The 18,366-nt window shown below is 61.4% G+C and carries 16 protein-coding genes and 1 pseudogene; 5 read left to right on the forward strand and 12 right to left on the reverse strand.

From position 1 onward, the window contains the following. Positions 1–6 precede the first annotated feature (6 nt). Positions 7–2,148, forward strand: a complete 2,142-nt coding sequence (locus ABVQ20_RS11740) for a putative bifunctional diguanylate cyclase/phosphodiesterase (protein WP_354459657.1) — start codon at positions 7–9, stop codon at positions 2,146–2,148. A 53-nt stretch (positions 2,149–2,201) separates the two neighbouring features. Here ABVQ20_RS11740 and ABVQ20_RS11745 read toward each other — a convergent pair whose 3' ends face one another. Next, positions 2,202–3,122 (reverse strand): LysR family transcriptional regulator, encoded by a 921-nt coding sequence (locus ABVQ20_RS11745; RefSeq protein WP_354459658.1) that lies wholly within the window; start codon positions 3,120–3,122, stop codon positions 2,202–2,204. Between the two features lie 94 nt (positions 3,123–3,216). On the opposite strand from ABVQ20_RS11745, the gene ABVQ20_RS11750 reads away from it, so the two are divergent. Continuing rightward, positions 3,217–3,972 (forward strand): SDR family NAD(P)-dependent oxidoreductase, encoded by a 756-nt coding sequence (locus ABVQ20_RS11750; protein WP_354459660.1) that lies wholly within the window; start codon positions 3,217–3,219, stop codon positions 3,970–3,972. 57 nt (positions 3,973–4,029) lie between these two features. Here the strand turns inward: ABVQ20_RS11750 and ABVQ20_RS11755 are convergent, their stop codons facing one another. Continuing rightward, entirely contained in the window at positions 4,030–4,920 is an 891-nt protein-coding gene (locus tag ABVQ20_RS11755) for a fatty acid desaturase family protein (RefSeq protein ID WP_354459661.1), read from the reverse strand. A 112-nt stretch (positions 4,921–5,032) separates the two neighbouring features. Between ABVQ20_RS11755 and ABVQ20_RS11760 the strand changes: the two genes are divergently transcribed. Further along, positions 5,033–5,944, forward strand: a complete 912-nt coding sequence (locus ABVQ20_RS11760) for a LysR substrate-binding domain-containing protein (RefSeq protein ID WP_354459662.1) — start codon at positions 5,033–5,035, stop codon at positions 5,942–5,944. A gap of 29 nt (positions 5,945–5,973) precedes the next feature. Here the strand turns inward: ABVQ20_RS11760 and ABVQ20_RS11765 are convergent, their stop codons facing one another. From ABVQ20_RS11765 to ABVQ20_RS11805, 9 genes are all read right to left on the reverse strand, one after another. Beyond that, the gene (locus tag ABVQ20_RS11765) at positions 5,974–6,246 is read right to left on the reverse strand and encodes a DUF3303 domain-containing protein (RefSeq protein WP_354459663.1); all 273 of its coding nucleotides are present in this window, start codon (positions 6,244–6,246) and stop codon (positions 5,974–5,976) included. An 18-nt stretch (positions 6,247–6,264) separates the two neighbouring features. Then, positions 6,265–7,728: a RimK family ATP-grasp domain-containing protein gene (locus tag ABVQ20_RS11770; protein WP_227348296.1), complete on the reverse strand. Its 1,464-nt coding sequence runs from the start codon at positions 7,726–7,728 to the stop codon at positions 6,265–6,267. 5 nt (positions 7,729–7,733) lie between these two features. Next, complete coding sequence (locus ABVQ20_RS11775; RefSeq protein WP_354459665.1) at positions 7,734–8,831, reverse strand: peptidase C39 family protein; 1,098 nt, start codon at positions 8,829–8,831, stop codon at positions 7,734–7,736. 290 nt (positions 8,832–9,121) lie between these two features. After that, complete coding sequence (locus ABVQ20_RS11780) at positions 9,122–9,913, reverse strand: anti-sigma factor family protein (protein WP_354459666.1); 792 nt, start codon at positions 9,911–9,913, stop codon at positions 9,122–9,124. Then, a complete protein-coding gene (locus tag ABVQ20_RS11785) occupies positions 9,910–10,428 on the reverse strand; it encodes a sigma-70 family RNA polymerase sigma factor (RefSeq protein WP_354459667.1) in 519 nt (172 codons plus the stop codon). Before ABVQ20_RS11785 ends, ABVQ20_RS11780 begins: the two co-directional genes overlap by 4 nt. Before the next feature lie 173 nt (positions 10,429–10,601). Beyond that, positions 10,602–13,337, reverse strand: a complete 2,736-nt coding sequence (locus tag ABVQ20_RS11790) for a DUF2339 domain-containing protein (RefSeq protein ID WP_354459668.1) — start codon at positions 13,335–13,337, stop codon at positions 10,602–10,604. Positions 13,338–13,375: 38 nt separating this feature from the next. Further along, on the reverse strand, positions 13,376–13,894 hold the full coding sequence (locus tag ABVQ20_RS11795) for a PaaI family thioesterase (RefSeq protein WP_354459669.1): 519 nt from the start codon (positions 13,892–13,894) through the stop codon (positions 13,376–13,378). Further along, a complete protein-coding gene (gene recO, locus ABVQ20_RS11800) occupies positions 13,891–14,667 on the reverse strand; it encodes a DNA repair protein RecO (RefSeq protein WP_354459670.1) in 777 nt (258 codons plus the stop codon). Before recO ends, ABVQ20_RS11795 begins: the two co-directional genes overlap by 4 nt. A 129-nt stretch (positions 14,668–14,796) precedes the next feature. After that, positions 14,797–15,951, reverse strand: coding sequence for a porin (locus tag ABVQ20_RS11805; protein ID WP_354459671.1), 1,155 nt, complete (start codon positions 15,949–15,951; stop codon positions 14,797–14,799). A 654-nt stretch (positions 15,952–16,605) separates the two neighbouring features. Between ABVQ20_RS11805 and ABVQ20_RS11810 the strand changes: the two are divergent. Both ABVQ20_RS11810 and ABVQ20_RS11815 read left to right on the forward strand, forming a co-directional pair. Next, positions 16,606–17,393: pseudogene (locus tag ABVQ20_RS11810) on the forward strand (DUF1295 domain-containing protein). Then, positions 17,390–17,605: a hypothetical protein gene (locus tag ABVQ20_RS11815; protein ID WP_354459672.1), complete on the forward strand. Its 216-nt coding sequence runs from the start codon at positions 17,390–17,392 to the stop codon at positions 17,603–17,605. Before ABVQ20_RS11810 ends, ABVQ20_RS11815 begins: the two are co-directional and overlap by 4 nt. A 197-nt stretch (positions 17,606–17,802) precedes the next feature. Here ABVQ20_RS11815 and ABVQ20_RS11820 read toward each other — a convergent pair whose 3' ends face one another. Further along, positions 17,803–18,213 (reverse strand): DUF2177 family protein, encoded by a 411-nt coding sequence (locus ABVQ20_RS11820; RefSeq protein WP_354462163.1) that lies wholly within the window; start codon positions 18,211–18,213, stop codon positions 17,803–17,805. Positions 18,214–18,366 lie beyond the last annotated feature (153 nt).

Consider the following 18,366-nt stretch of genomic DNA (forward strand, 5'->3'; position numbering starts at 1 on the left):
GCGCCGATGCCCGTCGCTGATTTCAAGGCTGGTTCGCCCACCCCGGAACGGGAGGCCGAAGGCGTTAGCCCGATCCGACGAATAGAAGACGAGCTACGCGAACAAAACGAGCGTTTTTCGGCGGCCGTCGAGAACATGTCGCATGGCCTGTGCATGTTCGATGCCGACGAGCGCATGATCATCTGCAACGGCAATTACATCCGCATATTCTGCCTCGATGCCGAAGTCATACAGCCGGGCATCCTGTTTTTCGACATCCTCCAGCATAGCGTCGACATCGGTGTCGCCTCGCAGAGCGCCAAAGAGCTCTACGCCATCCGCAAGCCCTATATCGACCAGGCGAAGCCCTCGACCTACGAGGAGATCCTTTCCGACGGGCGCATCATCAATATTTCCCACCGGCCGCTCGCCTCGGGCGGCTGGGTGTCGATCTACGAGGACATCACCGAACAGCGGCATGCCGAACAGAATCTAAAGGAACAACATCGCCGCTTCGACGCGGCGCTCGCCAACATGTCGCAAGGTTTGCTGATGTATGATGCGGGCGGCAGGCTGATCGTGCGAAACCAGCGTTTTCTGGAGCTCTATGGGCTGGATGAGGCCGACTTCCCATTTGGCCTGACGCATCGCGAGTTGCTTCACCTGTTGGTGAGCAAGGGCATTTATGCCGGCATCGACATCGAGGACGAGGTTTCCAAGACGGATGTCTGCCTGCGTGCCGGGCAAACACGGGCGACACATCGCCATCTTGCCGACGGGAGGACAGTGATGATCTCGCGCCGGCCGATGAGCGGGGGCGGCTGGGTTGCCACTTTCGACGACGTCACCGAGCGCCGGCGTGTCGAAGAGCGCATGACACATCTGGCTCATCATGACACGCTGACCAACCTGCCCAACCGTTCCATGTTCCGCGAACGGCTCGACCAGGCTTTGAGCGACACCAAGGACACGCGTCTTGCGGTGTTCTCGCTCGACCTCGACCGTTTCAAGGCCATCAACGACACCTGGGGGCATCCAGCAGGCGACTGGCTGCTGAAATGCGTGGCCGAGCGTTTGCAGAACTGCCTGCGCGATAAAACCGATATCGTCGCCCGTTTCGGCGGCGACGAGTTCGTCATCATCCAGTTCGACCCCAAGGGCCAGGACGACGCCGAGAGGCTCGCCAGGCGCATCGTCGAGGCCATCGGAAAGCCGTTTCACGACAACAGCCGCGACATGCATGTCGGCATCAGCCTTGGCATCGCGCGTTTCCCTGAAGACGGCAAGGACGCCGAAACGCTGCTGAAAAATGCCGATACGGCGCTCTATCGAGCGAAGAGCGAGGGACACAACCTCTACCGCTTCTTCGAGCCGGACATGGACGCGATGGTGCTGGCGCGCCGTGCGCTTGAAGCAGACCTTGAGGCAGCACTGCCGCATCGTGAGTTCGAGCTGGACTTTCAGCCGATCATGAATATCGCCTCCGGCGAAGTCGTCGGAGCCGAAGCCTTGATGCGATGGCACTCGCCGACGCGAGGCCTCGTTCAGCCGGACGACTTCATCAGGGTCGCGGAAGAAACCGGGCTGGTCGTGCCGCTTGGCGAATGGGCGTTGAGAAAGGCCTGCACCACCGCAGCCAGATGGCCGTCCGGACTGCGCATCGCCGTCAACGTTTCGGCCATGCAGATCAGGAGCGGCGCCTTCGCACGAAGCGTCATCTCGGCCCTGGCCTATTCCGGAGTGGCGGCTGACCGGCTCGAACTCGAAATCACCGAGACCGTGCTGATGGACGAGAGCGATATGGTGCTCAAAGCGCTCCGGCAGTTGCGCGATCTCGGCGTCCGCATCGCCTTGGATGATTTTGGCACCGGCTATTCGTCGCTCGGCTATCTGCGCCGGTTTCCTGTCGACAAGATCAAGATCGACCGTTCCTTCATCCGCGATATCGACAAACGTGACACCGCCGCGATCGTGCGCACGATCATCGGGCTCGGCGCTCAGCTTGGCATCACGGTCACGGCGGAAGGTGTGGAGACAGACGCGCAGCTTGACTTCCTGCGCCAGGAAGGTTGCGTCGAGGCGCAAGGCTATCTGATCGGCGCACCGTCGAATGCAGCGACCATGCAGCGCCTGCTGGGATCAGCCACTCCGCGCCGCCAAATCAGGTGAACGGCCACCGTTCGAGAGCGAATGGCCGAACTGCTGCAACCCTTCCTCGCCCTTCATTCGGGGATCGGTTGCCAGCTTGGTTTTGACAGACGCGCAGCCATGAAACCGGCAACGGCTTCGACCTTGGCCGGGCGCGAGCGGGCCGACGGCGTGACGAAATAGAGCGCCCCTCTCGGCAACGTCCAGTCAGTGAGGATCGCTTCCATGCGGCCATCGGCCAGGTATTCACCGGCAATGAATTCCGGCAGTTCGGCAATGGCCGTTCCCGCCAGCACGGTCGGAACCAGCGCGTCTACATTGGTGACCCTGAGCGGTCCGATGGGCGTGACGGCTTCTTCGTCACCGGCGGCATTGCTGAAATGCCAGACATCCTGCCGAGGGCGGTAGGCGTAACCCAGGCAGTGATGCGCGTCGAGATCGCGCGGTTTCATCGGACGACCATGCCGGGCAAGGTAGGACGGTGCTGCAACAATGAACGGGGCTATGCCGCAAAGACGCCGGGCAACAAGTGACGAATCGGGCAACACGGCAATCCGCAGTGCGGCGTCGAACCCCTCGCCGATCAGATCGACGACCGCGTCGCTCAGATGCAGGTCGATCGACACGTCCGGATATTGCTTGAAGAAATCTGGAAGCAGCGGCGCCACCCATCGCAACCCAAATGCCATCGGCACGGCCAGGCGGACAAGTCCGCGCGGACTGGCCGACAATTCACGAGCGGCACTCTCGGCATCTTCCGCGTCACGATAGAGACGGGACGCGCGCTCTGCGAGCCGATGACCGAAATCGGTAAGTGCCAGACGCCGCGACGTACGATTGAAAAGCCGAGCGCCAAGCCGCTCCTCCAGCCGGGTGACACCGCGCGACACAGTGGCCACCGACAGGCCCATCACACGTGCGGCGGCAGCAAAGGACCGCTCCTCCGCAACCTTCGCGAACATGGCCAAACCTTCGAAATCCGGGGTTTTCGACATCGACAAACCTGCAACGATTGTTTGCAAGCGTTGCTATTTCGAAAAGAAACGCTTGTCCATATCTTTGCCTCACCCCAACAAAGGAGTGACGACCATGACAAGGAAACTCGAAGGAAAGATCGCGGTGATTACCGGCGGCAGCAGCGGTATCGGCCTTGCTATAGCCAAACGCTTCGCCGCCGAAGGCGCGCATGTCTACATTACCGGACGGCGCCAAGCTGAAATCGACAAGGCTGTCTCGGCGATCGGTAAGAACGCCACCGGCATCCAGGCGGATTCGACCAGTTCTGCCGATCTCGACCGGCTCTATGCCCAGGTGAAAGCGCAAAGCGGCCGTATCGATGTGCTCTCGGTCAATGCCGGCGGTGGTTCGATGCTGCCGCTCGGCCAGATAACCGAACAGCATTTTGACGAAACATTCGACCGCAACGTCAAGGCCGTGCTGTTCACGGTGCAGAAGGCGCTTTTATTGCTGACCGACGGCGCGTCGGTGATCCTCACCGGCTCGACAGCCGGCTCGACCGGCGCGGCGGCGTTCAGCGTTTACGGCGCGTCCAAGGCGGCGCTGCGCAACTTTGCCCGCAGCTGGATTCTCGACCTGAAGGAGCGGCAGATCCGCGTCAACATCCTCAGCCCCGGTCCGACCCGCACCACGGGTCTCGCCGAGCTAGCCGGACCGGAAGCCCAAAACCAGAAGGGTTTGCTTGACTTCCTTGCCACCCAGGTCCCGATGGGCCGGCTGGGCGATCCCGATGAGATCGGCAAGGCGGCAGTGTTCCTGGCTTCGGACGATTCCAGCTTTGTCACTGGCGCCGAGCTGTTCGTCGACGGCGGCATCGCACAGGTCTAGCGCCCACACACCGGTCGCGCCCTCAAGCAGGCGCGACCGGTGTGCCACTGCGCAATATCAACGCAATGTCCCGATATATTTTTCGTGAAAGCTGACATAGCCGGGTTCGACCACCTTGAGATGCCGTTCAATCAACGCATGGAACTCCGGCAATTGATGAAACGGCACGCCGGGATAGGCGTGATGCTCGGCGTGAAAAGGCATGTTCCAGGCCAGCTTGCGCACCACCCAGTTGGTCAGTGTCGTCCTGGTGTTTTCCAGCATGTTGGCAACGAACGGACAACGGCCATGCTCGGCCAGCAGGTAAAGGCGCAGAAATGGCTGGCCGAGCAGAGCGGGAATGATCCAGACATAGAGCAGTGTCGTCGCCTTGAACCAGAGGGCCAGCGCCAGCACGACAACGTAAAAGGCAATCATGGCGCGCGCCTCGGCACGCACTTTGGGGCGGCCTTTCGGCGGCACATAGCTGTCCAGAGGACTACCCGTGGCATTGCTGTAGAGCGTCTTGAGGTGGCTCCACCACACGGGAATGCCGGAGACATGAACAAGATACCGCCGCAGCGTCTCCGGCTTGGGAGAAGCCAGTTCCGGATCATTCTCGGGATCCTGGGTGAAACGGTGGTGGGCGAAGTGGAAGTAGCGGAACCAGTCGGCCGGCAATGCGAGCGCCAGACTGCTGACCCGCGCCACGGCATCGTTCAGCCATTGCGTCTCGAAAGCAGTCCGGTGCACGGTCTCATGCAAGAGCGTGAACAGGAATACAATGAGGATGCCTTGCGGCAGCATCAGCAGTGGCCAGAACGGAACTTTCGCGGCGATCAGCGATCCGATGACCACGATCGCCCCCCAATGCGCGCCAAGCTGAACGAGACCCGCGACATCCGACTTGGCGGTCAGACGACCCCGCTCTTCCGGCGTCAATGACGCGACTATGTCGCGATGGTCCATCAGCTTCGGCCCTGGTTTGGGATTTGATGAAACCACTGTAGTCGATGAAAAAACTTTTCGAAAACGACGATTTGTGCGATTTAGATAAGCTAAACTTATCTATCTGGTGACCATGGTCGCACTTCCATCGCTAAAAGGACTTCAGGCCTTCGAGGCTGCGGCGCGTACAGGCAGCTTTGCCGCGGCAGCGGACGAACTTTCGGTCTCGGCCGCCGCCGTCAGCCAGCTCATCCGCACCGTCGAGGAGCAGATGGGCCGCAAGCTGTTCCACCGCGTCAACCGGCGCGTTGTCCTCACCGAGGCCGGCGTCGAGATGCTGCCCAGGCTGACCATGGCCTTCCAGGAGATCGGCAGCGTCGCGCGCGAACTGGGCGGCGATGCATTCCGTCCGCGCCTAGTGGTATCGGTGCCGCCGTCGATGGCCATGGGTTGGCTTTCGCAGCGTCTTGCCGGCTTTGCCACAAGCCATGGCAGCGTCGACATATCGCTCAGAGGCGATGATGACCCAGTACCGTTCGACCGTGAGCTGATCGACATCCGGCTCTCCTATGGCCCGCACTATCGCGAGCACCCGACCGACGACATCGTTCGCGACGCCGTCTATCCCGTCTGCGCGCCCGGGCTTGCCGACGCGATCCGGCCCGAAGGCCTCGCCAGCCTGCCGCTCATCCATACCGACTGGGGACCAACCGGCGCGTCCTTTCCATCCTGGCGTAACTGGTTCGAAGCGGCCGGCATCGAGCCCGGCCGGGCAGCGCAGCGCGGCCTCTCGGCCAACTCATCGCGCGCAGCGCTGGACCTTGCCATTTCGGGGTTGGGCGTCGCGCTGGCGCAGGGCATTTATTGTGCCGAGGCGCTGGAAAACGGCAAGCTGTTCCGCCCGGTTGCCCGATCGCTAGAGTTACGCCAGCCCTATTGCTTGACGATCCCGGAGCGCAGCGCAAGGCGTGACGTGGTCGCGGCATTTCGCCAGTGGCTGATCGCGGAATGCGTGCGTGCCGTGCGGTCGCCGGCGCTCCGCTGACCCGACGGCTGGCAACGACCTGCGGCCACTCAGAGGTGGCTGCTCAATGCCTCGACCATGTCCTTGCTCGTGGCCACGGGAACGATCTCGAACTCCACCAGATCGGCCCATTCGATAACCCAACGCTGCAGGAGCGTGACGTCATCGGCCTCCACCAGAAGGAAGCAGCGGCTCATGTCCGCAGCAATCCAGCTGTGGTGCACGAGGAGTTCATCCGGCTTCAGGCGGCCACGGTCTCGGAAGCGGCGATAAATCTCCTTGCGATCGCAGCCCCGAAAGTCCTCGGTCACCAGGAACAGCATCGTTTTCCCTCGATCACATTACCGGCCCGGCCGATCCAGCCGTTCCAGGAACCATTGCGTCAGCCGCACCCAGACTTCGTCCTTCTCGCCGGAATCCTCCCAGCCGTGATCGAGGTTGGGGTTGTCGTTGACCTCGATGACGAAGACGCCATCCTTGGTTTCCTTGAGGTCGACGCCGTAGAGGCCGTCGCCGATGCAGCGCGCCGCCTTCACCGCCGTCTCGACGACATGGGCCGGCGTTTCCTTCAGCGTGAAGGTCTTGATGCCACCCTGGTCGGGCTTGCCATTGGCCTTGTGGTTGACGATCTGCCAGTGCTTCTTGGCCATCAGATAGTGCACGGCAAACAGCGGCTGGCCGCCAAGCACGCCGACGCGCCAGTCATATTCGGTGGGAATGAATTTCTGTGCGATCAGGAGATCTGAATCCTCCAGCCATTCGGTCGCCAGCGTCTTCAGTTCCTCGAAGGTGGCGCATTTCTTGACACCGCGCGAGAACGAGGAATCCGGTATCTTCAGCACCAGCGGGAAACCCAGCGTCTGTGCCGCCAGTTCAAGATCCGACGTACCGGCGATCATCACCGTCGGCGGCACCGGCACCTTGTTGTAGGTCATCAGTTCATTGAGATAGACCTTGTTCGTGCAGCGGATCATCGACAGTGGATCATCGATGACGGGCATGCCTTCCTGCTGGGCGCGGCGCGCAAAACGGTAGGTATGGTTGGAGATCGAGGTGGTCTCGCGGATGAAAAGCGCGTCGTAATTGGCGAGCTTGGCCAGATCCTTCTTGGTGATGGGTTCGATTTCGACGCCCATCTTTTCGGCGATCTTGGCCCAGTAGCGCAGCGACGAAATCTGCGACGGCGCCAGTTCCTCATGCGGATCGACCAGCGTGGCAAAAGTGTAGCGCGCCGGCGTGCGGCCCTTGGTGTCGCGCCACTCGCGGTTGGTGTAGGTCTCCAGGCACTGAATGAAGTGCGCTTCCTCCTCCTCGGTCATTCGCGCCAGTGGATGGAAGCCGATCTTGCGGATCGAGGCCCATTCGGCGCTGTCCTTGATATGGACCTCCAGCGCCGGTGCCCGGAACCAGTCGAACAGAAGTTTTGCGAAGCGGTCCCAGACCTTGGACGGGCCGATGCCGAAGAAGATGCAGACCTTTTGCGGAAAGGCGCCACCAAGATCCTTGCGGCATTTGTTGAGGGCCAGTTCCAGTTCCGGCAGCGCATGTTCATAAAGCTTGCGCTCCGACAGGTCGATCATCGTCTCGACCGTCGGGATGACCTTGTGGCCGCGTGAGCTGGCCAGTAGCGAGGCATAATAGCCGCGGCTCTGGTAGCTGTAGCTGTTCGACAGGTTGATGACCTTGGGCCGCTGGCCGCGAAACAGCGAGGGATGCGCGAGGTAGTCGCGGTTGGTAATGATTTTGTGCGGTGTCGCCACCTGGTCGAGATCGCTCTGCCGGCCTGTCAGGATGACCCAGGTCATTGTCTTCAGCGCTTTCCGAGAATGATGGCCGCGCGCAATCCGTCGCGGCCGAACTGGGCCATGTTCATGAAGATGCCGTAGGGCACGGGAATGTTGGCGGCATCAAGGATTGTCTCCTGTTTCTCGTCCTCGACCCAGGGATCGTGGATCAGAATATGGTCGCCGTCATCGCCGATTGCGAGCACCCAGTGCGGCACCTTCTTGCCGAACATGATGAAGCCGCTGATGAGAACCAGCACGAGTTTCCCTTCCGCGATCGCCGCGCGAATATCGTCGATGACGAACGGACGGTAATTGACCGGGATGCCGTATTGTTCCGCACGGCGACGAAAATCGACCTGCGCCAGTTCCATCACCCGGCGCTTGTCCTCGCTGCGCACCGACTGCAGAAACAACGCACCGTAGAACGACACATATATCTCGGCCGAAAGCCCGCTTTCGTGACCGGCCACGGCCAGTCCGAATGGCTCGCATCCGCCAGGACCCGACATCATGAAAATCGTCGTCGCCTCGCGCCACAACCGGATCTCCATGACCGGATCCGGCACGAAGCCGCGATCGAAATTGGACATGGCCATCATCAGGCAGCATGGGCCGCAGGTGAATTCGCAGGTCTGCTGGTAGAATGGCACTTTGGTCGCGATCGGAATGTCGCCGCGCAAAGTCTTTTCGTAGCGCAGCGCGGTCTGGCCGTCGCTATAGTAACCGGGCTCGCGGCCGATCTTGCGGTAGCCACTCTGCTCATAGATGCGGATCGCCCTGGCATTGTCCTCGCGCACTTCCAGGCGAAGCATCATGCGGCCATGTTCGAAAGCCGCCTCCTCCGCCCGCTCCAACAGCAGCCTGCCGATGCCTCGGCCACCGAAAAAGGGGCCGGTTGCGATGGAGTAGAGGCGCGCGACACCACTGCCCTTGCGAAACAGCACGACGGCATAGCCGGCAATGTGGCCATCGTACTCGGCGACCAGCATTTCAGCGGTCTCGCGTTCGATCAACAGGCGAAACGAGCGGCGGGAAATGCGGTCGCTCGCGAAAACGGCCTTCTCGATGGCAGCGAGGTCATCGACGTCGGTCGCGCGGGCCGTGCGGATCTCGGCAGGCATGCGGGCTCGGAAAACCTCGATTGGGTTGTGGAAACGCCCTTGTCTAAACACTGCTGATATCAGCCGAAGTGCCGATAATCATCAAGCGCTATCGCACCTCGATTAGGGCCGAATTGTGACAGTTCGGGCCCCGTGGACGAACCCGAAAATCGGAAAGCATTTTGTACGGAGATCGCAGGAAAAACAGCGTGCAAGGGCATCCTTGCGGACCACAAGGGAAACGCGATGCCGTGTGCATTCGAGCAGCATGGCTATCCGCACGCATCGTCGCTTGCAAAAGCCAGCTCTGCTCAGCTGGCCAGGCCGTTCACAAGTTGCATGTAGGCGCTCTTCGCCACGTCGGCCAGCCGCTCGTGCGGCAGCGAACCGACAACGGCGCAGCCATAACCCTTGTCCAGCCAATAGACGGCCTGCGGGCCATCCTCTGCCGATGCGTAGGTACCCTTGGCATTCTCCGACGATTCGGCGGTAACGAAGAGAGAGAGGCGCTCGCCCTTGTCGTCCTGGTAAAGCAGCATCGCGGCTTTACCCTGGCCTGCCGGCAAGAGCCGGCCACCAACCAGTTGGAACCCGTTCGCGGTCAAGTCCGGCGCCACCAGCTTCAGGCCTACCCGGTTGGACAGCCAGGTCTGCAGGTGATCCTTGTCGCTTGCCGGCACTTCCACCGCGTGCCGTTGTTCCGCGGCATAGATGACATGAGCCGCGATCGCCTGTTCGGCAAGCTGATCTTCCGCCGGATCTTCCTGACCCAAGCCGTCGGCACCGGCAAGATAGCCGCCCACACCACCAACCGCGAGGACTGCCGCGGCAGCCGCGGCGAGCCACCAGCGCGAGCGCGGCGCGGTCGCCTTGATCGGCGCCTCGCCCAGCACGACCTTTTGCAGTCGCGCCGGAACGGGTTCGTCCAGAACACCGGCAAACGCGGCACGCAGCGCAGCACGGTCAGCACTGTAGCGCGCGCTCTTCGCCTTCATCTCGGGAGTGGCGTCCAGCCAGGTCTCGTAAGCCACGCGTTCGTCGGCTGGCAGTTCGCCGTCGAGTGCCATGTGGATGTCACGTTCGGAAAAATCGCGCCGGATCATTTCTCAACGATCCTTATCGTCCGGCGGCGGGCTGTGTCGTCCAGCAATCCGCGCAATTCCTCGCGTCCACGCGCGATGCGCGACATCAGCGTGCCGGCTGGCACGCCAAGGATGTTGGCGGCCTCGGCATAGGAAAATCCTTCGATGGCCACCATCACCAGCGCGGCGCGCCGGTCGGGGCTGATCGCTTGCAATGCGTCGATGATTTCGCGCGAAGCGACGCTCCCCACCTGCTCGGAGGGCTGGCCAAGCGCCTCGGCTGCTTCCAGCGGCAGCATCGCGGCCTCGCCGCGCCGGTTTACCTTGCGCATCTGGTCGATGAACAAATGATGCATGATCGTAAACAGCCACCTCCGGGGGCTTTCTCCAGTTTGCCAATTGTCGAGCCGGACAAGTGCCCGCTCGAGGCAATCCTGGACGAGATCGTCGGCTGCATCACGGTCGCGCAGGAGCGAGCGCGCGTAACGACGCAGACGCGGTATTTCACCAAGGATTGCAGCCTTCTTCTCGTCCATGACCGCTGGTTCTGAAGTCGCCTCTAGTCCGGAACTATTGAACGCGCCTTCTCGGCGCGGCGCAAGCGGCCAGCGCGAAGCGGTCCGCCGCCCCGGTCACCCAAGCAATGGTGTAACGCGGCAAACGACCATTTTATTCCCGCGTTGACGGGAAACCCATGATTTCCATGCGATTATCCGTTTTCCCTGGCCGCACGGGTCAGCAGACGCTGATAAAACAGCCCAATTCCGATCAGAACCGCACCGAGGCCGATGAAGGACAATGCCCGTAGCACCCCTTCAAGCTCCGACATATCGAACAGGAAGACCTTCAGCACTGCGACCGAAATCAGGACCGCCGATGCTATGCGCAGCACCTGCGATTTCAGCCAGACGCCGGCCGTGAGGAGTACGACGCCCATGACCAGCCACAACGCTGAATAGGTGTAGGTTTCAACCTGGCCGAGGCCACTCCAGAAGCCGATGAACTCGCCCTTGAAAAATCGCCGGACCGACAAGGTGGCATAGGCGAAGGCGAGCAACGCCGCCACCAATGCCAGCATCGCCGCATACCATTTCGGCCGCTTGTCGCGGGCGTACAGCGCCAGCCCGCCAGCAGCGACAGCCGGTAGCAGATAGGCGAGCAACAGCAGGTTGAATACCGGGATACGGCCCGTGGATTCGTCGGTGAACAGCGGATTCAACATCGCGAAATGTTGGCCCACGATGAAGAGCACCGAGGCCACGCCCGCCGCCATCGATCCATAGCGAAGCACCGAACTGGGTTGACGCCGGTCGATTGCGATCAGGATGGCACCGGCACCGAGCGCGATCAGCGTGTAGATAGCCTGCTCGGCCAGGGACGGCGCGCCGCTGGTAATGACGCCGCCATGCATGGCGTGGCGCACCAACATGGCGACTGTGAGCAGCGCAAACAGTGCTGCGGCCGCCTCCATCGCGAGGCGCGGCCGGCCATTGGTGGTGCGGGCAAGCTGCCAGGCAGAGAAGCCGAAGGCGAGCGCCGGGATGCCATATCCCGGCAAAAGCCAGTTGAACACTGGCGTCGTCGACAGGAACTCAGCGCCGACCACGGTCGGGTCAAACGCCACACGGCAAAGCACCGCGATGGCCGCACCGACGGAAATCCAGCCCAGCACCGGGTAGTTACGCCAACGGGTGGCCAGCGCCGGCACGACCGCCGACGCTCCGATCATGATGGTGGTCATACCGGAACCGAACGCCATATGCAGCATCAGAAGCGCTGCAAAAGCCGCGCCGCCGAGCGCGAACGAAACAGCAGCACCGCCCTTCTTCGGCGGCGTTTCGCGGCCTGCGATCCATTCGCCGCCAACCACAAATGCCGCCACCAGCAGCGCCGCCCCAAACGCATAGCCGAAATCGCGATCGAGATTGCCGAAGGTGAACCAGAGCGAAAACAGGATCACCAGCGGCACGATGACGCCCCAGGCGGCCCAGGAAGCGGCGCGAACCGGCGCCGATGTGGCCGATCCTCGGGCCGCCCAGAAACCGGCAAGGATGAAAAAAAGCCCCAGGACGATGCCGATCCTGAACGTCAGGGTGTCGGCGGTGACCACCGCCACGCCATTAACGATGAGATTGCCGCCGGGAAAGTCCGACGCAACGGCCGTCGGCGGTATGATGCCCAGATAGACCATGACGGCGACCAGTCCGGCGGCGTACAGAAGCGGCACCGCTCGCGTCCGGTAGAGCGCGACAGCCACCATGGCAGCGAGCAGGACGGCGCCTGGCAAGGCATCGCCGGCGATGGCGAAGGCTGGATCGACAAAGAGCGCCAGAACGCAAAGTCCGACAAACACGCCCGGGGCGACCGAAGGCCAGTCGAAACCACTGGCTTGTTCAGGCTCCACGCGGCGACCGAGCCACACGAAGGCAAGAACGACGAGCGTGACGGCCTTGATGAACAGGATGACCGACAGGTTCGCGCCTGGTGAATCGGTCATGTAGAGCATTGTCCAGATGCCGACCCCGACAAAAGCCGCCGCCATCAGCAGCGCCCAGTCGCGCAGACGGGCTATGGCGCCGGTTGCCGCGAGAACGATGGCCAGATAACCGAACAAAGCCCATGGATTGGGTGCCTGCGAGGCAATCAGCATCGGCGTCACAATGGCACCAAGCAGGCCTATCCCCGCCAAGGCCTGGCCGTGAACAAGCGCGGCAACAATCGTTGCAATGCCGATGACCCCAAGCAGCACGAAGGCGAACGCAGGCCCGATGAAGCCGTAGACGCCATAGGCGGCATAGACGGTGCCGAACAGGATGAAAGCACCGGCCGCCGTCAGGATCGCGGGAATATAGGCGCCGGCAATGCCTTGCACCGGCACCTTGAACCCCGTGCGGCGAATGAATTCGCTGGCGGCAACCAGCAGCAGGCCGAATATCGCGGCCATCGTCAGCCGCACGCCAGGGCCGAAAATCCCGGCTTCAATCGTGTAGCGGATCAGGAACAGGCCACCCAGTGCCAGGGCAATGCCGCCGACCCAGACCGCCCAGCGCGTGCCGAGCGCGGTTTCGACATCTGACTGGCGGGCGGCCTTCGCCGGCGCAGCCGGCTCAACAGGTCCGGGTGCCGCAGGCGCGGTCACACTCCAAGGTCCGGGCACGGCCTCGTCGGTGGTTTCATCCTCTACCACCGCGACCTGTGGTGCAGCGGTTTCGCTCGCGGGTGTCGATGCGGCGTCCGCGGCAACCGCCGCTGGCGCGTCCTCGGGCCTGCCGACATCCACGGCCTGCGCCGCCGGCTTGGCTTCGGGCAAGGTTTGCGCCCCCGAACTCACCAGACCGCGCAGTGCACCCAACTCGCGCTCGATCAAGCCGATTCGACTCTGCTGACGAGAGACGATGACGAACAGCGCAATAATGGCGACAAGGCCGATCAGGCTTTCAAACATAACGGTTCCCCCAAACCGGACTGGCTCCCGCAGTCACGTCAACGTACCGCCAGATTGGCCGCAGGAAAGATCGAGCATGTTTCGGTGCCAAAGGCTAGCAGCTTGCCGCTGGCATCCTTCAGCGTGGCTTCCGACACCGCCAGAGTGCGCCCCTTGTGAATCACCTTGCCCTCGCACACCACTTCGCCGGTTCCTGGCGTGATCGGCCGCGTCAGATTCACCTTGAATTCTGCCGTCGCATAGGCCTCGCCTTTTTCGAGCAGTGTCTGCACCGAGCAGCCAAGCGCCGAATCCAGCAACGTTGCGGCCCAACCACCATGCACGCCACCCAGCGGGTTCAGATGACGCTCGTTCGGCATACCGCGAAATACGGCACGTCCTTGCGACACTTCGGTGATGGCAAAGTTGAGCTGGAAGGAGATTGGCGGCGCCGGGTATTGGTTGTCGATGATGCGCTGGAGCAACTCGATGCCGGTGTATTGCAAGATATCCCGATGCGGAATGGTGCCGAGGCCGAGCATCGCGACGCGGCCGGGATAAAGTTCCACCTCGCTCATACTGCGCGTTCCCCGGTTGCGGCCTCTACGGTCAAGACCTTGTGAGATGCATAGTGTTTGCGCAATGAGGCAAGGAAGCCGGCCCGTGCGCCAGGCGCCTCGATGGCACGCGGCTCGTAGACATGCCGGACAAAGAAGAACCCTGTAAGCCGGAATGCATCTTCGATCGCCGCCGGATCGGCGCGCAGACCGGAGCCGCGCTGCAGGAAGGCGGGCAGCGCCAGCATCTTGTCGCGCCACGGTGCTCCCGCCTCGCGCGACACGGCGCGGCCGGACTTGGGCGAGACATAGGCAAGGTCGTCTCGGCTGCCGGTCGCGGCACACTGGCTGAGGTCGAGGCCAAAGCCGAGTTCTTCCAGGATAAGGAGCTCGAACCGCGCCACCAGTTCGCCGGCCGCGTCCGCATCGTCGAGATGGGCGATCATGACGCCAAGCGTCTCATAAAGCCCGCCATGGGCATCGCGCTCCGGCAAAAGGCGTAGATGAGCCGCCATGGTCTGCAGCCCATAAACGGCAACGGCACTGTCTATCAGCCGCGCGGCATTCATCTCGATCGCCTCGGCCTGGAACGTGCCGAGATGCTCGTCAAGGCGCGCGCGCCAGAGAAGGTCGACGCGGTTGCCGGGCTGGAGGACGGGTTGCTGCTTGCGCGAACGCCCACCGCGCACGAGGCCGAGATGCCTGCCATGCGCGCGTGTCATCACCTCGAGGATGGCGCTGGTTTCGCCATGCTTGCGGGTGCCGAGAATGATTCCCTCGTCGCGCCATTCCATGACGAGAGCTTTTCACCGCCTAGGTGGCGAAATCAAGATAGGCCTAGGTCGAGGCTGTTTGGAAATGGTGCGGCCAAACGAGACTGGACCGCCCGCCGCGACTGGCGGCGGGCGGTCCGTTAGATCAAATTAGAACGAGCGCTGGAAGCGGAGAATGCCGCCGATGTTGCTCTTCTTGGTCGCACCAGCCCATACGGAATTGAGCGGGGTGTCGTTGCCGACATTCTGGTAGTCGACTTCTGCCGTGATCGTATAACCGGGCACGATTGTATAAGCGATGTTGGCGGCGATGCCGAGGTTCTTCCAGTCGTCATAGGAGACCTGGGCGTTGAACGACGTCTTGTTGTTGAACTTGTAGGTGCCGCCGCCCCAGATTGCCCAATTGCCGCCCCACTGCTTGTAGAAGCCGCGACCCTTGGCATTGATGGCATTGGTCGGACCGTTTAGGTTGTTGTCCGAGCCATAGCCGCCCATGACGAACAGCGACAGTTCCTTGCTGACAATCACGTCCAAACGAACCTTGCCGGCCACTTCCTCGTAGTTGCTGTCATAGGCGACGACGCCGGTGATCGCACCCCAGTCACCCTTGTACTTCAAGCCGCCGACCACATGCGGAACGTAGCTGTCGATGGAGCCAACGCTGCCAGCGCCTTCTTCGAGCGAGACTAGCCCCGACAGTCCGTTGCCTGCGTCGAAGTAGTACTGAACGACGTTGCTCTCCTGCCCGCCATACGGCACGATCGTGTCCTGGATGACGTTGCCGGCGTAGCCGACGAACGTATCGAAAGCCGTATCGTCCTTACCGACGCGCAGGCCGCCGAGCTGAATCCAGGCGTAACGCAGAGAGAGAGACTTGTTGCGGCCCTGCCAGTCGCTGCCTGCACCGAGATAGTCAGCGCTGCTGTTACCGTAGTTGAAGCGGGCCTCTGTGTAGGTCTTCAAGGTGCCGAGTTCGGTTTCCTGGCCGGTCCAGGTCTTCAGCGTGAAGCGGGTGTTCTTGTAGTAGGTCGAGTGGGTGTCACCGCGGTTCATGTGGTCGGGAACGTGGTTGACGCCATCGAACGTGCCAGCATCGCCGACGCCAATGTCATAACGGACATAGCCGCCGATGCGCAGGCAGGTCTCGGTGCCAGGAATATAGAAGTAGCCGGCGCCGTAGACGTCGCAGATCTTGACGTACTGAGCGGGTTCCGGCTCGGCGACGACGACAGCATCGGCCGCACGAGCGCCGGAGACTGCGATCATTGCCGCAGCGGAGCCGAGAAGAAGGCTCTTGATGTTCATTTTCTGACCTCTCCAGTCATAGTTACAATTTGGCTTCGGAATTTGTGGCTGACAGCAGCATTCCCCGCCTTACCCCACGTCGAAAAAGGTTCGCATTGCGCCCCTCTTTCGGCGGCGAACATACTCACCGACCCTCAGCCTTCAATGACAAATTAGAAAATAATCGTCGTAAAATTTACAGATTAGTTTCGTGTTGTACAAATATCACGTCACAATAGACGAATGGCACAAATGGAACACCGTAGTATTTCCTATATAATTACTATAATCTTCTTCGGCTAAGCAATTTGTATCTACACAATTTTCCTGAATTTCAGCAAATATTAAAATCAAATTCCATAAATAGGCAACATTTTGGAATGTTTTCTCCAAATTTCGACATACAAAGAATACAAAACCAAAGGCGAATGCGGCCTGGATACCGCATGTAACACCGTCACCATACGTGGCTGTATCGGGCTGCCGCCTGACGTTGCGGCACGTCGAAAATGGATTTTGGCCATCCATTGGCGAAGGGTTTTGCCGGCAGAGCGAAACTCGTGGGAGCATTGTCGCGTTACTGGTCTGAGAACAACGCGTCCTGATCGATCAAGACACCATTCCGTGATCCTCGCCGCCCCGATCATCGCAATCGCCATCCCCCTTTCGCTCGTTATGACGGGCGCATGGGCCGTGGCGATTCGCCGGGGACAATCCGGATGGGTGGATGCGATATGGTCATTTGCGGTCGGCGGCGCCGGCGTTGCGGCCTCACTCTTTCCTGTTGGCGAGTGGCAACATCCGACACTCCGACAGCTTGTCGTCGCAGGGTTGGCGGCGCTCTGGTCGCTGCGACTCGGTCTGCACATTGTCGCGCGTACGAGGAAAGGTGGCGACGATCCCCGCTATGCCGCGCTTCGCGAGGAGTGGGGCAACCAATTTCGCAGCCGCCTGTTCTGGTTCCTGCAAATTCAGGCCGCTTGTGCGCTCTTGCTGGTTATCGCCATCGCCGCCGCCGCGCATAACCCCGCGCCTGCCCTTCGCTTCAGCGACTGGCTGGGCGTCCTCATCCTTGCTGTCGCCATCTGCGGCGAAGCCGTGGCCGACAGACAACTGACGCGGTTCCGCGCCGAACCCGCCAACAAGGGTCGTGTTTGCGACGTTGGCTTCTGGGCACTTTCACGTCACCCGAATTACTTCTTTGAATGGTTGGGCTGGATTGCCTATGCGGTCGTCGCCATCGACCTCAGCGGCGCCTATCCATGGGGATGGATCGCGCTCTGCGGCCCGGCCTTCATGTACTGGCTGCTTGTCCACGTCTCCGGCATCCCACCGCTGGAATCCACATGCTGCGATCGCGCGGCGACAGCTTTCGTGCCTATCAGGCCCGCGTCAACGCATTCTGGCCTGGACCCTCAATGCCGACATCCTCCCTCCAGACGCCGAAGAGTGGGCCGACATGAACCTGATCGCTTCCGCCATCGACACCGTCGAGCGCACGCCATTGCCGGACCCGTTGACGCGGTACGGCATACAGTTCCTGGCTGGAAGAACAAGACGCCGCCGGTCGGCCGGCTCGATGTGCATCGACGGCGATTTTGCCTGCGCCATGGCTGGCCATCCGATCGCCACCCATGTCGAGGCTTCGTCGTTTTCAGGCCCAGCGAACGCCTGATCGGGTTCACCATCGCGGGCGCCGCCTTCCTGGTCTTCACGCTCCTGCATGGGCACTATGGAGCGCCGGCGCATCTTTATACGCCGCAGGAATATGCCGCTTTCGTCAAGCTCAATGCGACAAGCGTGGGAACGCTGACCGCCTTTGTCGGGCTGCTGGTCGCAGGCTCGATCGGTGAACGCGACAACCGCTGAACGCTAAGCGGTCCGAGCAAGATACCGGGCGATGAGGAACCCCAACGTCGCTGCTGTACCAGACAGGACGGTTCCCCAGCAGAGATCGGCGATGGTTATCTGCACCGGCCAGTTCTTCAAGGTCGCCTGATTGGTGAGGTCGTATGTGGCATAGGCAATGAAGCCGAACACCGCGCCGTTAAGCGTGGCTGTCGCCGCACTCCCCGTTGCAAAGGCCGGCCGAATGCCGAAATAAACGATACCGCCAACATAGATCGCATAAAAGAGAATGACTGGCGCCAGGTTGAAACCATCGACGAGCATGTGACCGAGCAGCGGCCTGTAAAGCCGGCTTGCCGTCAATGTCAGCCAGATCGAATCGATGCCGAGGAACACGAGCGCCGTGGCCAGATAGGCTATCGCGTAATTTCTCAGCAAGCGTCTCTCCTGTGCAGGCTTTGCAGTTCCGCTGCAGGAACGGCCAGCGTGGCGATACAGTTTCGCGATACAGGCACATGACGCCCATTGCGATCGACGGAACCACCAAAAACAGATCCTTTGCCGAAACTCCAATCGGACCGTCCGCGT

Source organism: Mesorhizobium shangrilense (genome assembly GCF_040537815.1).
In the GTDB taxonomy this organism is placed as follows: Bacteria; Pseudomonadota; Alphaproteobacteria; order Rhizobiales; family Rhizobiaceae; genus Mesorhizobium; species Mesorhizobium shangrilense.

Coding starts and splice junctions, on each gene's coding strand:
- ABVQ20_RS11780 (WP_354459666.1), bottom strand. CDS start 9,913: ATGATCCGGCGCGATTTTTCCGAACGTGACATCCACATGGCACTCGAC.
- ABVQ20_RS11765 (WP_354459663.1), bottom strand. CDS start 6,246: ATGCTGTTCCTGGTGACCGAGGACTTTCGGGGCTGCGATCGCAAGGAG.
- ABVQ20_RS11790 (WP_354459668.1), bottom strand. CDS start 13,337: ATGTTTGAAAGCCTGATCGGCCTTGTCGCCATTATTGCGCTGTTCGTC.
- recO (WP_354459670.1), bottom strand. CDS start 14,667: ATGGAATGGCGCGACGAGGGAATCATTCTCGGCACCCGCAAGCATGGC.
- ABVQ20_RS11750 (WP_354459660.1), top strand. CDS start 3,217: ATGACAAGGAAACTCGAAGGAAAGATCGCGGTGATTACCGGCGGCAGC.
- ABVQ20_RS11760 (WP_354459662.1), top strand. CDS start 5,033: ATGGTCGCACTTCCATCGCTAAAAGGACTTCAGGCCTTCGAGGCTGCG.
- ABVQ20_RS11770 (WP_227348296.1), bottom strand. CDS start 7,728: ATGACCTGGGTCATCCTGACAGGCCGGCAGAGCGATCTCGACCAGGTG.
- ABVQ20_RS11745 (WP_354459658.1), bottom strand. CDS start 3,122: ATGTCGAAAACCCCGGATTTCGAAGGTTTGGCCATGTTCGCGAAGGTT.
- ABVQ20_RS11805 (WP_354459671.1), bottom strand. CDS start 15,951: ATGAACATCAAGAGCCTTCTTCTCGGCTCCGCTGCGGCAATGATCGCA.
- ABVQ20_RS11775 (WP_354459665.1), bottom strand. CDS start 8,831: ATGCCTGCCGAGATCCGCACGGCCCGCGCGACCGACGTCGATGACCTC.
- ABVQ20_RS11755 (WP_354459661.1), bottom strand. CDS start 4,920: ATGGACCATCGCGACATAGTCGCGTCATTGACGCCGGAAGAGCGGGGT.
- ABVQ20_RS11795 (WP_354459669.1), bottom strand. CDS start 13,894: ATGAGCGAGGTGGAACTTTATCCCGGCCGCGTCGCGATGCTCGGCCTC.
- ABVQ20_RS11740 (WP_354459657.1), top strand. CDS start 7: ATGCCCGTCGCTGATTTCAAGGCTGGTTCGCCCACCCCGGAACGGGAG.
- ABVQ20_RS11785 (WP_354459667.1), bottom strand. CDS start 10,428: ATGGACGAGAAGAAGGCTGCAATCCTTGGTGAAATACCGCGTCTGCGT.
- ABVQ20_RS11815 (WP_354459672.1), top strand. CDS start 17,390: ATGAACCTGATCGCTTCCGCCATCGACACCGTCGAGCGCACGCCATTG.